The sequence below is a fragment of the Niveibacterium sp. 24ML genome (assembly GCF_026586805.1).
In the GTDB taxonomy this organism is placed as follows: Bacteria; Pseudomonadota; Gammaproteobacteria; order Burkholderiales; family Rhodocyclaceae; genus Niveibacterium.
Genome location: NZ_JAPFHA010000014.1, coordinates 47,391 through 60,909 on the forward strand (window position 1 = coordinate 47,391; position 13,519 = coordinate 60,909).

Below are 13,519 nucleotides of genomic sequence, written 5' to 3' on the forward strand. Positions count from 1 at the left end.
CTGCAAATTTTAACAGCGCGAACGCGGAGGGTCGACAAAAAAAGGGTGCGCCACAGCGCACCCCCAACCCCAACAGAGAGACATTGCCGAGAGTGGACAGTGAGGCCCGACATGCCTCAGCGCCCCGCTCTCTCAGTTGGCGACAGTATCCGCGCCCCCTGCCCGGAGGCATTGACTGAGGTCAAAGTCCCCCTGCTGCTAGTGTTGTTTTTGATGCAACGCATCAGTTTCTTGCGCTGTATCAGAGGGTGATTTCTCGGACTTGGGCGCTGAGTCGTCGTCCATCAGCACCCGGTAGCCTGGCCCTTCAAGGTCGTCGAACTGGCCAGCCCTGACCGACCACCAGAGGACAAGCCCGATCAGAAACACCAGGACAACCGAGAGCGGAATCAACAAGTAAAGGATTTCCACCTTAGCCCTCCCTGGGCTGACGGACGCGCGGCATTCTGCGCAAGCGCAAGGCATTCAATACCACGAGCAGCGAGCTGGCCGACATCCCGATACCCGCCATCCACGGGGTGACCCAGCCGCCCATCGCTGCGGGTATCGCAAGTACGTTGTATGCAAAGGACCAGGTCAGGTTCTGGCGGATCACGGCCAAGGTCCGAATGGCAGCCAGACGCCCGCGGATCAGCGGCTCAAGCGAATCGCCGAGCAAGACCAGATCCGCCTGCGTCCGCGCCAATTCAGTACCGCTGCCGACCGCGACCGAAACATGGGCTTGCGCCAGCACCGGGGCGTCGTTGATCCCGTCGCCCACCATTGCGACCGTGTGCCCGGCTTCCTGCCATTGGCGCACCGCGGCGTGTTTGTCCTCGGGCAGCAGCGCGCCCCTCGCATCATCGATCTTGAGTTCGTCGGCGATGGCCTTGACGGTCTCAACTGCATCGCCGCTCAGCATTGCGACTTGCCCCCCCTGCGAGCGAAGGCCGGCAATCAAGCTGGCGGCTTCCGAACGGCAGGTATCGGCAAGGATGAATTGGGCCAGCCATGCACCCGAGCCGCCCAGATACACGCTGACACTGCCGCCCCCCGAGGACATCCATGCAGGGCTTTGCCCAGCCAGCTCGGCGACGTAGGCGTAATTCCCGACACGCAAGGTTTCGCCTTCACAGCGGCCCTCGACCCCTCGCCCGGGTACCGAAGCAAGTTCGGTGACGAGCGGCAGCCTCGTGTCGCCGCTGGCACGTATCAAGGCGCGCCCGATCAGGTGCTCGGACGCCTGCTCAAGCGCCGCCGCAATGGCGAGCAGTTGCGCCCTGTCCGCCCCCGGCGCATGGCGCACCTCGGTCAGGATGAGGCGCCCTTGGGTCAGCGTGCCGGTCTTGTCGAAGGCAAACAGATCGGCACGCGCAAGGCTTTCGATCGCGTGGCCGCGCGTCACGAGCAGGCCAGCGCGCGCCAGCGCGTCGGTCGCGACCGTCAAGGCTACCGGCGTGGCAAGTGACAGCGCACACGGACAGCTGACCACCAGCACCGAGGCGAAAATCCAGATCGCGCGCGCAGGATCATTCAGCCACCAATAAAGCCCGGTCCCGCAGGCCAGCACAATCAGCACCAGGACGAAGCGGACCGCGAAGCGGTCAGCTTGCTCCACAATCTGCGGCCGCTCGGCTGCCGCGCGCTCCATCAGGCGCTTGATCGACGCAAGCCGCGTTTCCTCGCCCACATGCTCGGCACGTATGACCAGCGGACCGCCGCCGTTGACGCTGCCGCAGGCAACGCGATCGCCAACCCGCTTGGACACAGCTCGGCTCTCGCCAGTGAGCCAGGATTCATCGGCCTCGCTCTGCCCCTCGATCACCACGCCGTCGGCCGGAATCGCCTCGCCAGGTCGGATACGCAAGACGTCGCCTGCGGCAAGCGCGAGCACCGGCACGTCTTCGGTCTGGCTGGCAGGCCAGGCCAGGAATCGCGCCGCGAAGCTGGGCACGACCCGGCCGAGTTCTTCTGCGCCGCGCACGGCGCGCTGCCGCGCCAGCATTTCAAGGTAGCGGCCACACAGCAGGAAGAAGACGAACATCGTCACCGAGTCGAAGTACACCTCACCGCTGTGGGTGATGGTGGCCCAGAGACTGGCAAGAAACGCGGCCCCCACGCCCAGGGCGACCGGTACATCCATGCCAAGCCGACGCAGCTTCACATCACGCCACGCCCGCTGGAAGAACGGCGCTGCGGAATAGAGTACGACCGGGAGCGTCAGCGCCAGGCTGGCCCAACGCATCAAGAAAACCGCGTCAGGGGTGATGTCGCCCTCTCCGGCCACGTAGACCGGGTACGCATACATCATCACCTGCATCATGCCGAACCCGGCCACCAGCAGCCGCCAAAGCGCCACGCGGCGCTCCTTCAGCGCCAACTGCTCACTGCGTTGCGCATCGTAGGGGTGAGCGCGATACCCGATCTCGCCGATTGCAGCCAGCACCTGCGACAGCTTGGTGCGAGCCGGATCCCAGCGGACACGGGCGCGCCGGGTCGCGTAGTTCACCTGCACCGCCGTCACGCCAGGCTGGCGAGCCAGATGCTGTTCGTTCAGCCATACACACGCCGCGCAGGTAATGCCTTCGAGGATCAGATCCGCCTCGCGCTCATCAGCACCGACGTCGCGCACGAAACTCTTCTGGAATTCGGCGTGATCGAACAGGCCAAGCTGCTTCAACTCAGCCGGCATCGCCTCGCGGCGCGCTTCGGGCAAAGCATCGCGGTGGCGGTAGTAGTCGACAAGGCCGCCCGCCACGATCGCCTGCGCCACGGCCTCGCAGCCCGCACAACACATCGCCCGTGGGCTGCCGTCGATGAGCACATGAAGATCGACCCCGGGTGCGACCGGCAGCCCGCAGTGGTAGCACGTGGGCGACTTATCGACAGGGCGGGACTCGGACAAAGCTCAGCTCCAGGATCACGCGGCGACTGCCGCAGGGCCGCAAGCCTAGCAGATTGGCCCCCTTTCAATCCCGGCCCGGATCATGCCAAACTAGTTACCTACGTAAACAGTTTAGCCCTCATGATTCCATTCGATCACTACGAAGCACGCATCGACGCTGTTCGCGCGCTGCACCCCGACATGCCCTACGCCAACGTGATGCTGTTGCGGCTGGTGACTCACCTTGCGCGCGGCATCCAGGAGCATCTGGATCAGCTGCTCGCATCGCACGGGCTCACCAGCACGGCGTGGTCGGTGCTGATGTCGATCTACAGCGCGCCCGAGGCCACTGACAACCCTTCTCGCGTCAGTCAGGCGGTATGCCTCTCGCGGCCGCACATGACACGCCTGACCGACGAGCTGGTGGCCGGCGGTTGGGTCGAGCGCGTGCCCAGCACCACCGACCGCCGTTCGATCGAGATCCGCATGACTGCGGACGGCCTCGGACGGGTGCGTGCGCTGTTTCCCGAAGTGTGGGCGCTGTATGAAGACCTCACGCCAGCCGGCGGCCCGGAAGCGGTCAGCGCACTGGCCGATTGCCTTCGCGGCTGGACGCGCCTGATGGAACAACAGCGCAAAGACGGCGCCAATGCACAGATCGGAAGCCCGGAATGAGCCAGGCCAGCGCCACCACCGCAACCGGCTCGCACCGCAAACGCATCCTGATGCGTGTCGCGGGCGGCTTTATCGTGCTCGCCCTCGCAGCCCTTCTCTACTGGGCACTGGTCGGCCGTTTCAGTGAATCGACCGACAATGCCTATGTGGGCGGCAATCTGGTCCAGATTGCGCCGCAGGTGAGCGGCAGCGTGAGCGCAGTGCTCGCGGACGACACGGATTTCGTCCAAGCCGGCGATCCGCTGGTGCGCCTGGACGACGCCGATGCCCGAGTCGCGCTGTCCGCCGCCGAAGCGGCGCTGGCCGAGGCGGTACGCGGCGTGCGCGGCCTGTATGTGGGGGAGAACCAGTCGCGCGCGCAAGTCGATCAGCGGCGTGCCGACGTCGAACGTTTGCGCCATCAGGCCGACCAAGCCGAAATTGCCCTGCGACAAGCGCGCGACGAGTATGCGCGGCGTGAGAAGCTGCAACGCGACCAGTTCATTTCGCCCGAAGCATTGCAATCGGCACGCACCGCCCTGCAAGCAGCGGAAGCCGCCCACCTGGCGGCACGCTCGGCCGTCAGCGAGTCCGAATCGGGCCTGACGCAGGCGCGTGAGCAGAAAGCGGGCGCCCAGGCGCTGGTGGATAACACCTCGCTCGAGATGCACCCGCGTGTCGCAGCAGCTGCCGCCAAGGTGCGCGAGGCCTCTCTGGCACTGGCGCGCACCACCATTGTCGCGCCGGTCAGTGGCCATATTGCCAAGCGCACGGTGCAAGTGGGCGCGCGCGTCACCGCCGGTACGCCACTGATGACGATCGTGCCGCCGGACCAACTGTGGGTGGACGCCAACTTCAAGGAGACCGAGCTCGCCAACGTCCGGATCGGCCAGCCGGTGAGCTTGCGTGCCGATCTCTACGGCGGCGACATCCAGTTCAAGGGCAGCGTGGTCGGCCTCGCCGCCGGCACGGGTGGCGTATTCAGCGTGCTGCCGGCGCAAAACGCGTCCGGCAACTGGATCAAGATCGTGCAGCGCGTGCCGGTGCGTGTGGCGCTCGATCCGGCTGAACTCGCCGCACACCCGCTGCGTGTGGGCCTCTCGATGCGTGCCCGCATCGATACTCATGATCGTGGCGGCGCCGTGCTCGCAAAAGCCGCGCGAACTCACTCGCAGCAGCAAACCGAGGTATTCGCGGCACAGTCGCACGACGCCGACGCCCGCATCGCTCGCATCGTTGCAGCCAACCGCGCCAGCGAAGCACGCAAATGAGTCTGGACGGCCGCAGCGATCCGGCGCCGCTGAGCGTCGGGCAGCTGATCATGGCGACCATCGCGCTGAGTCTGGGGTCGTTCATGAACATCCTCGACCTGACAATCGCCAATGTCTCGGTGCCCACGATCGCCGGCGATCTGGGGGTGAGCTACACGCAGGCGACCTGGGTGATCACCTCCTACGCGGTATCGGAAGCGATCTTGCTGCCGATGACAGGTTGGCTTGCGATGCGTTTCGGGCAGGTGAAGATGTTCGTGGTGGCCACGCTGCTGTTCACGCTGACCTCGCTCTTCTGCGGCCTGGCCTTCAGCTTCCCCATGCTGGTGATGGCACGTATTGCGCAGGGCGCGTTCGGCGCGGCGATGATTCCGCTCTCACAAACGCTGATGGTCAGCATCTATCCGCCCAACCGTCGCGGCATGGCGATGGGCTTGTGGGCAATGACCACCATCCTCGCCCCGATCGTTGGCCCTCTGGCCGGCGGCTGGATCACCGAACATGCGTCGTGGCACTGGGTGTTCCTCATCAACCTGCCCTTCGGCATTCTGGTGGCAGGCATTTCCTGGACCCTGCTGCGCCAGCGCGAGACCGCGCGCGTTTCACTGCCGCTCGACCGTGTTGGCCTCGGCTTGCTGATCGTTGGTGTTGGTGCGCTGCAAATCCTGCTCGACCGCGGTAACGAGCTGGACTGGTTCGAGTCCCCAGAGATCATTGCCCTCGGCATCGTTTCAGCCGTGGCGCTGACCTTCCTCGTGGTGTGGGAACTGGGCGAGAAGCACCCGCTCGTCGACCTGCGCATGTTCCGCCACCGCAACTACTCGGTCGGTGTTGTCTGCATTACCGTCGGCATGGTGGCCTACTTCGGAGTTGTCGTCGTGCAGCCACTTTGGCTGCAAAGTGAAGTCGGCTACACGCCGCTGTGGGCCGGCAAGGTGATTGCGTTTTCCGGCGTGTTCGGCGTGCTGCTCGGGCCGCTGCTCGGCGCCAACCTGCATCGCACCGATGCACGCTATGTGGTCACTTTTGGCATGCTGGTCTTCGCGCTCAGCTCGGTTTGGAGTGCAAGCTTCACGCCCGACGTCGATTTCTGGAGCCTTGGCCTCGCGCGGCTCTTCATCGGCCTTGGCATCAGCTGTTTCTTCCTGCCGCTCTTCACGATCAGCCTCTCGGGGATTGCCCCGGCCGAGATGGCCGCAGCCTCTGGCTTGCAGAGCTTCATGCGCAACATTGGATCCAGCTTCGGCACCGCAGTGATGGTGTCGCTCTGGGATCACCGCACCACGCTCCACCACGCCCAGCTATCCGAGAACTTCAACCCCGGAAACCCGGCCGCAGACGCTTACCTGCGCCAATGGCAGAACCTGATGGGCGACCCCACTGCTGCGCTTGCGCAGGCGGACCGGGTGATCACCGGCCAGGCCCACCTGATGGCCACCAACGATCTGATGCTGCTCGCCGGTGCCATCATGGGCGCTCTGATCCTGGTGGCCTGGGTCGCCAAGCCCCCCTTCGGCGTGCGGGGCGGCGGGGGCGGGCACTGAGTCGGCGACGCACTACTTCGGCGCGAGCCGGATCGCACCATCCAGGCGGATTGTCTCGCCGTTCAGATAGACGTTTTCAACGATGTGCCGCGCAAGCGCCGCAAATTCGTCGGGGCGCCCGAGGCGCGGCGGATACGGCACGGCGGCGCCGAGCGCGTCCTGAACCTCCTGCGACATGCCGGCCATCATCGGCGTCTGCATCGTGCCCGGCGCAATCGTCACCACGCGGATGCCAAAGCGCGCCAGCTCACGCGCAATCGGCAAGGTCATGCCGGCGACAGCGGCTTTGGATGCCGCGTAGGCGGCCTGCCCGATCTGGCCGTCGAAGGCCGCCACCGACGCGGTCAGAACCAGCACCCCCCGCTCGCCATCGGCCAGTGGGTCCGTCCTGGCAATCGCATCGCCAGCGAGGCGCACAAGATTGAAGCTGCCGATCAGGTTGACCTCGATCACCTTGCGGAAAAGCGCGAGATCGTGCGGCCCGTCGCGGCCCAACACCCGCGCCGCCGGGGCGATGCCGGCGCAATGCACGGCGCCGCGCAAGGGGCCGAGGGCAGTAGCGCCCGCCAGCGCGGCCGCAAGCTGCTCGGGGTCACAGACATCGGCTTGCATGAACCCCGCGCAGCCGGCCGGCAGCACTTCCGGCGCACGCAGGTCTACGCCGAACACAAGCGCCCCCGCCGCCGCGAACGCATGGGCCACCGCAGCCCCCAGACCGGACGCAGCGCCGGTCACCAGAAACACATTGCGCTTGAGCTCCATCGAAAGCTGCTCCATCCAGATTGAAGTCTCCCAAGCGTAGCGGAGCGCGCGCTTCGGCGCTGTCGCCAGAAGGAAAATGCGCAGAGCCCGAAGCTGGCGTCGCGCGCTGCGCTGCGGCACCATGGCAGCCGCGCCAGGTACACCGCCGCGAGACTCCACACAGGAATGCTCCCATGACTGAACGCCGCGCCACACGACTCCCGAGCCTGGGTCGCCGACTGAGCCTTCAGATCGTGCTGCTGGTCGTGCTATCGGTCGTCTCGTTTGCGCTGGTGTTCTACTTTTTCCAGGCGCGGCCGATGCTGGTGGAGATCGCCACCGCCGACGCGGACCGCGCGGGCTCGCGCGTCGAGGAACGCATCCGCGACGGCATCGATTCGATCAGCAGAGTCGCCCAGACCGCCGCCGGCTGGGGAGACTCGCGCCTGATCAATGCCACCGATCAGTCCACCTTCAATCGCGTCATGAGCGAACTGCTCAAGCATCGCCAATTGGTCAACGGCGTGCATATCGCCAACGACCGCGGCGAAGAGATCCTGCTGCTCAAGACGCCGAACGGCTGGAAGAACCGGGTTTCGCAGGTCGACAAATGGGGCAATCGCCACCTCTGGATCGAGTTCGGCAAGAACCTTGAGCAACTGTCGGAAGACTGGGAAGTTTCGGACTACGACCCGCGCAATCGACCGTGGTTCACGAAAGCCATCGCGGCAGAGAAAGATCGGGTGGTGGTTTGGACCGACCCCTACCGCTTTCGCACCAGCGGCGACCCGGGCGTGACCGCATCTGTGCGCTGGCAGGACGAAGCCACCGGCGCGACGTATGTCTTCGCGATCGACATGGTGCTGACCGACTTTTCGCAACTGACCGAGAAGCTGCGGGTCGGCAAATCCGGCCGAGTGGCGGTGCTGATGAGTGACGGCAAGATCATCGGCGCGCCGGATCACCCGGCGACGGCAGATCCCCAGGCGGCTCGGAAGTTCGTGCTGCAACCGATCCAGGGCTCACCCTTCACCACCATCGCCGCCGCCTACGAACACTGGCGTCAAAGCGGCGCGAGCGAACTCAAGCTGGCGCGTTTTTCGCCCCCTGGCGCTCAGGGCACCTGGTTTGCCCGGGTCGTGCCGCTCTACGCCAGCGACCAGCGCTTCATCACCATTACGGTGGTGCCTGAAGACGACTTCATCGCCGTCGGCGCGCGCCTGTTCGTGCCGGCACTGTTGATTCTGGGCGGTCTCTGCGCGATCGGCTTCTTTGCCGCGCGGCGCCTGGCCGCCAATGTTGCACGCTCGCTCCGCGAGCTGTCGCTCGAAGCGGAGCGGATCGGCCGGCTTGAACTGGATAAACCGGTCAGCGTCAATGCCCGGGTGCGCGAAGTCGCACAGCTTGCCGGTGCGCAGGAGGCCATGCGCGGCTTGTTGCAGGCCTCGACACATGAGCTAGCGGAAGCCAACCGCACGCTGGAAGGCAAGGTCGAGCGCCGCACCGCCGAACTGGCCGACCGCGAGGCCTACTTCCGCGCCCTGGTGGACAACGCCGGCACCGGCATCATCAGTTGCAACGCCGGCGGCGTCATCACCCGCACCAATTCGGCCTTCACCGACTGGCTCGGCCTGCCCCACGCCGAAACCGCCGGCCGCGCCATCGAAACGCTGATCCACGAGGTGGACTTCGCGGAATTTGCCAGCGGCTTCACCCGGCTGTGCCAGGGGGAAACGGCGGTCTTCCGCGCCATCACCCGTTTCGTGGCCATCGGCGGGCAAGACCGCTGGGCCGAACTGGTGGCATCGTCGATCTTCGATGCCGAAGGGCAGTTCCGCGAGGCAGTGATCATGGCCTCGGACATCACCGAGCTGAAACATGCACAGCAAGGGGTGGAACAGCAGCTCGCCGTCACGCAGGCCCTGATGGACGCGATGCCCAACGCGGTGTTCTATAAAGACGCCGAATCACGCTTCATCGGCTGCAACCGCAACTACGAGCAGACTTTCGGCACGCGGCGCGCACAGTTCATCGGCAAGCGCGTGCTTGACCTGGACTACCTGCCTGAAGAAGACCGGCGCCAGTACCAGGCCGAAGACGCGCGGCTGATCGCGCAGATCGCCCACGCCCACCGCGAAGTGCCAATGCTCTTTGCCGACGGCCAGGTGCACGACACCCTGTACTCGATCACCGGCTTTGCCGACGCCGACGGCAAACCGGCCGGTCTGGTCGGTGTCATTGTCGACATCACCCCGATGAAGGCGGCCGAACGGGCCGCGCGGCGCGCCGAGGAAGCACTGCGCCAGAACCGGCAATTGCTCGAAGGGATCATCGAGAACAATCCGTCGATGATCTACTTCAAGGATACCGAGGGGCGCTACCAGGTTGTGAATGCGCGCTGGGAAGCGGCCGCCGGGGTGAGCCGCGAGCAGGCCATCGGGCACACCGATGCAGAGCTCTTCTCCGAGCACCTGGCCGCCCGATTCGGCGCAAGCGATCTTGAAACCCTTGCCGGAGGCCGGCTGATCGAACGCGAAGAGTCCGGCTTTGGCGGCAGCACGGTTCTGGCCGCGCGCTTTCCGCTTTACGGTGAAGGCGGCAGCCTGATCGGCGTTTGCGGGCTGGCCACCGACATCACCGAACGCAAGGCGCTCGAACGCGCCAACGAAGAAAACGCGGCGCAGCTTAAGTCCATGCTCGACGACAGCCCGGCGGGCGTTGGCATCGTCGGGCAGGACGGTCTCGCACGCTTTGCCAATCGCAAGCTCATCAGCCTGCTTGGCATGCCGGCGCAGAGCGGCGCGGGCTTTCGCACCATCGACCATTGGGCCCACCCGGCCGAGCGCGAGGCGATGCTCGCGCGGATTCGCCGTGGCGAGGAAGTGCGTGATCAGGAAACCGAGTTCCGGCGCGCAGACGGCGGCTCGGTCTGGGCCCTGCTCAGCTCGCGGCAGATCGAACTGGCCGGGGAGCCTTGCGTGCTCTCGTGGTTCTACGACATCACCGAACGCCGCGCCGCCATGGCCGCGATGCAGCAGGCGCGCCAGATCGCCGAAGACGCGACGAAGATGAAGTCGGACTTCCTCGCCAACATGAGCCACGAGATCCGCACGCCGATGAACGCCATCATCGGCATGTCGCACCTCGCGCTCAAAACCGAACTGAGCCCCCGGCAGCGCGACTACATCCAGAAGATCCAGCAGTCGGGCCAGCACTTGCTGGGCATCATCAACGACATCCTCGACTTCTCGAAAATCGAAGCAGGGAAACTGGCCGTCGAGCACACCGAATTTGAACTGGTGAAGGTGCTCGACAATGTCGCCAACCTCATCTCCGACAAAGCCGCCGCCAAGGGGCTGGAGCTGGTGTTCGACATCGACAAGGCCGCACCGGAAGTCCTGGTCGGCGACCCGCTGCGGCTTGGCCAGATCCTCATCAATTACGCCAACAACGCGGTCAAATTCACCGAGCAAGGCGAAATCGATGTCATCGTGCGCATGCTCGAAATCACCGATGAAGCGGCCCTGCTGCGCTTTGCGGTGCGGGATACCGGCATCGGGCTGAGCCAAGAGCAAGTCGGGCGCCTGTTCCAGTCGTTCCAGCAAGCCGATACCTCGACCACCCGCAAGTACGGCGGCACCGGTCTGGGCCTGGCCATCTGCAAGAGCCTGGTCGAGCTGATGGGCGGCGAGGTCGGCGTCGAGAGCGAACCGGGCAAGGGCAGCACCTTCTGGTTCACCGCCCGGCTCGCCCGAGGCCACGCCGGCGCACGCAAGCTGGTGCCGGAGCCGGACCTGCGCGGCCGCCGGGTCCTGGTGGTGGACGACAACGCCAATGCGCGCAGCGTTCTGAGCGAACAACTCCAGTCCATGACCTTCATCGTCGCGCAGGCGCCCAGCGGCGCCGATGCACTGGAAGAAGCAGGTTCGGCCAACGCGCGCGGCGAGCCCTTCGACATCGTGTTCCTCGACTGGCGCATGCCCGGCATGGACGGCATCGAAACCGCGCGGCGGCTGCGCAGCATGGCGCTGGCGCCCATGCCGCGCCTGATCATGGTGACCGCGTATGGCCGCGACGAAGTGCTGAAGGAGGCCGATGACGTCGGGCTCGACGACATCCTGATCAAGCCGGTCAACCCGTCGATGCTCTTCGATGCCGCAATCCGCTCGCTCGGCGGCAGCGAGCGCACCGCCCCTGCCAGCGTGGCCCCCAATTCATCACGCTACGATCAGCTGGCCACCCGCCGCGGCGCGCGACTCCTGCTGGTGGAAGACAACGAACTGAATCAGGAAGTGGCCACCGAACTGCTGCAGGATGCCGGCTTCATGGTGGATCTGGCCGAAGACGGCTCGATTGCACTGAAAAAACTCGCCGAACAGCGCTACGACCTGGTGCTGATGGACATGCAGATGCCCGTCATGGACGGCATCACCGCAACCCTGGAGATCCGCAAGAACCCGGCCCTTGCGGGCCTGCCCGTCCTGGCCATGACCGCCAATGCCATGCAGGGTGACCGCGAGCGTTGCCTCGCGGCGGGCATGAACGACCACATCGCCAAGCCGATCGAACCCGAAGCGCTCTGGGCCGCGCTGCTGCAGTGGGTTGCGCCGCGTCACGACGCGCCGGCGTCGGCGCCCTCGCCTGCGACCGCCGCCACCCCGCCCGACACCACTGGTCTGCCGCGGATTGCCAATCTGGATGTCGAGGCGGGATTGCGTCGTGTGCTCGGAAAACGCGCGCTCTACGAAAACATGCTGCGCAAGTTCGCAAGCGGCCAGCGCGATGCCTGCGCGCAAATCAGCGCCGCCCTCGACCAAGGCGATAGCGCAACCGCCGAACGCCTTGCGCACACCACCAAGGGCGTCGCCGGCAACATTGGCGCAAGCGTGATCCAGGCCAAGGCCGCCGACATCGAAGCCGCCATCCGAGGCGGGCAGGCGCGGGCGCAGATCGACGAGCTGCTCGCCAGCCTGGCCCCTGAACTCGAAGCGATGATCCTGGCGCTGAACGCCGCGCTGCCGCCCGACGCAGAGGGCACAGCGTACACCGCGCACAGTGCCGACCAGTTGGCGCCGGTGCTTGCACGGCTGGCCGCGCTGCTGGCCGATGACGACTCGGAAGCCTGTGACCTGTTTGACGCCCACGCCGGGCTGCTCAAGCAAGGGCTTGGCGAAAACGTGCGTGAAATCGAGGCCGGCATCCGGGATTTCGATTTCGAGGCAGCCCTGAAGGCGCTGCGTCACGCAGCCGAAAGCACCAACATCAGCCTGATCACAGGAGAAAAACCATGAGCGACACCCTCGCGGCTGACACCCGCCAGACCGTGCTGGTGGTAGACGACACGCCCGACAACCTGACACTGATGAGCGCCCTGCTCAAGGACACCTACAAGGTCAAGATCGCCAACAACGGCGAGAAGGCGCTCAAGATTGCCGAGTCCATCTCGCCACCCGACCTGATCCTGCTCGACATCATGATGCCGGGCATGGACGGCTACGAAGTCTGCACACAGCTCAAGGCCAAGCCCGCCACGCGTGACATCCCGGTCATCTTCCTCACCGCCAAGACCGAGATCGAAGACGAGAAGCGCGGCCTCGAACTGGGGGCGGTCGACTACATCACCAAACCGATCAGCCCGCCGATCGTGCTGGCACGCGTGCATACCCACCTGGTGGTCAAGGCCAGCGCCGATTTTCTGAAAGACAAGAACGCCTTCCTTGAAGCTGAGGTCCAGCGCCGCACCCGTGAAGTGCAGGCCATCCAGGACGTCACCATCATGGCGATGGCCTCACTGGCAGAGACGCGCGACAACGAAACCGGCAATCACATCCGCCGCACGCAGTTTTATGTGGACGCGCTGGCGCGCCACCTGCAGACGCATCCCCGCTTTGCCGCAGAACTCGACGACAAGACGATCGATGTGATCTTCAAATCGGCCCCGCTGCACGACATCGGCAAGGTCGGCATCCCCGATCGCATCCTGCTCAAGCCCGGTCGATTCGAACCGGAAGAGTTCGAGATCATGAAGACGCACCCGGCGCTGGGGCGCGACGCCATCGTGCACGCGGAACAGCAGTTGGGCATGGAAGTGCCCTTCCTCGCCCATGCCAAGGACATCGCGTATTGCCACCAGGAAAAGTGGGACGGCAGCGGCTACCCGCAGGGCCTGGCGGGCGACGCGATCCCACTCTCAGCCCGGCTGATGGCGCTGGCCGACGTGTATGACGCGCTGATCAGCCGCCGCGTCTACAAGCCCGCCATGCCGCATGAAAAGGCGGTGCAGATCATCCAGGAAGGCCGCGGCACGCACTTTGACCCGGATATCGTCGATGCCTTCCTGCAACTGCAGGATCGCTTCCAGGAGATCGCGCATCGCTTTTCCGACAGCGACGCCGATATCGCAGAAAAGGCCGAGCAACTGGCCCGCGCGGTGGGCAGCTGAACGG

Annotated in this window: 8 protein-coding genes; 5 read left to right on the forward strand and 3 right to left on the reverse strand. The window is 65.4% G+C overall.

Features of this window, described 5'->3' with window-relative positions:
* Nucleotides 1-198 precede the first annotated feature (198 nt).
* Together ccoS and OPU71_RS13035 are read right to left on the reverse strand one after the other, a co-directional pair.
* Nucleotides 199-411: a cbb3-type cytochrome oxidase assembly protein CcoS gene (gene ccoS, locus OPU71_RS13030; protein WP_267728435.1), complete on the reverse strand. Its 213-nt coding sequence runs from the start codon at nt 409-411 to the stop codon at nt 199-201.
* Between the two features lies 1 nt (nt 412).
* On the reverse strand, nt 413-2,884 hold the full coding sequence (locus OPU71_RS13035) for a heavy metal translocating P-type ATPase (RefSeq protein ID WP_267728436.1): 2,472 nt from the start codon (nt 2,882-2,884) through the stop codon (nt 413-415).
* Between the two features lie 120 nt (nt 2,885-3,004).
* On the opposite strand from OPU71_RS13035, the gene OPU71_RS13040 reads away from it, so the two are divergent.
* Genes OPU71_RS13040 through OPU71_RS13050 form a run of 3 tightly spaced genes read left to right on the forward strand, consistent with a single transcriptional unit; the run spans nt 3,005 to nt 6,332 of the window.
* Nucleotides 3,005-3,538, forward strand: coding sequence for a MarR family winged helix-turn-helix transcriptional regulator (locus tag OPU71_RS13040; protein ID WP_267728437.1), 534 nt, complete (start codon nt 3,005-3,007; stop codon nt 3,536-3,538).
* Entirely contained in the window at nt 3,535-4,788 is a 1,254-nt protein-coding gene (locus OPU71_RS13045; protein ID WP_267728438.1) for an HlyD family efflux transporter periplasmic adaptor subunit, read from the forward strand. The genes OPU71_RS13040 and OPU71_RS13045 overlap by 4 nt, the downstream gene beginning before the upstream one ends.
* Entirely contained in the window at nt 4,785-6,332 is a 1,548-nt protein-coding gene (locus OPU71_RS13050) for a DHA2 family efflux MFS transporter permease subunit (RefSeq protein WP_267728439.1), read from the forward strand. Before OPU71_RS13045 ends, OPU71_RS13050 begins: the two co-directional genes overlap by 4 nt.
* Before the next feature lie 12 nt (nt 6,333-6,344).
* Here OPU71_RS13050 and OPU71_RS13055 read toward each other — a convergent pair whose 3' ends face one another.
* Nucleotides 6,345-7,094 carry an SDR family NAD(P)-dependent oxidoreductase gene (locus tag OPU71_RS13055; RefSeq protein WP_267728488.1) on the reverse strand — a complete coding sequence of 250 codons (750 nt, stop codon included), beginning with the start codon at nt 7,092-7,094 and terminating at the stop codon, nt 6,345-6,347.
* Nucleotides 7,095-7,267: 173 nt separating this feature from the next.
* Here OPU71_RS13055 and OPU71_RS13060 point away from each other — a divergent pair, with 173 nt between their 5' ends.
* Both OPU71_RS13060 and OPU71_RS13065 read left to right on the forward strand, forming a co-directional pair.
* Nucleotides 7,268-12,364: a PAS domain S-box protein gene (locus tag OPU71_RS13060; RefSeq protein WP_267728440.1), complete on the forward strand. Its 5,097-nt coding sequence runs from the start codon at nt 7,268-7,270 to the stop codon at nt 12,362-12,364.
* Nucleotides 12,361-13,515, forward strand: a complete 1,155-nt coding sequence (locus tag OPU71_RS13065; protein WP_267728441.1) for a response regulator — start codon at nt 12,361-12,363, stop codon at nt 13,513-13,515. Before OPU71_RS13060 ends, OPU71_RS13065 begins: the two co-directional genes overlap by 4 nt.
* Nucleotides 13,516-13,519 lie beyond the last annotated feature (4 nt).

Coding starts and splice junctions, on each gene's coding strand:
- OPU71_RS13040 (WP_267728437.1), top strand. CDS start 3,005: ATGATTCCATTCGATCACTACGAAGCACGCATCGACGCTGTTCGCGCG.
- OPU71_RS13065 (WP_267728441.1), top strand. CDS start 12,361: ATGAGCGACACCCTCGCGGCTGACACCCGCCAGACCGTGCTGGTGGTA.
- OPU71_RS13055 (WP_267728488.1), bottom strand. CDS start 7,094: ATGGAGCTCAAGCGCAATGTGTTTCTGGTGACCGGCGCTGCGTCCGGT.
- OPU71_RS13060 (WP_267728440.1), top strand. CDS start 7,268: ATGACTGAACGCCGCGCCACACGACTCCCGAGCCTGGGTCGCCGACTG.
- OPU71_RS13045 (WP_267728438.1), top strand. CDS start 3,535: ATGAGCCAGGCCAGCGCCACCACCGCAACCGGCTCGCACCGCAAACGC.
- OPU71_RS13050 (WP_267728439.1), top strand. CDS start 4,785: ATGAGTCTGGACGGCCGCAGCGATCCGGCGCCGCTGAGCGTCGGGCAG.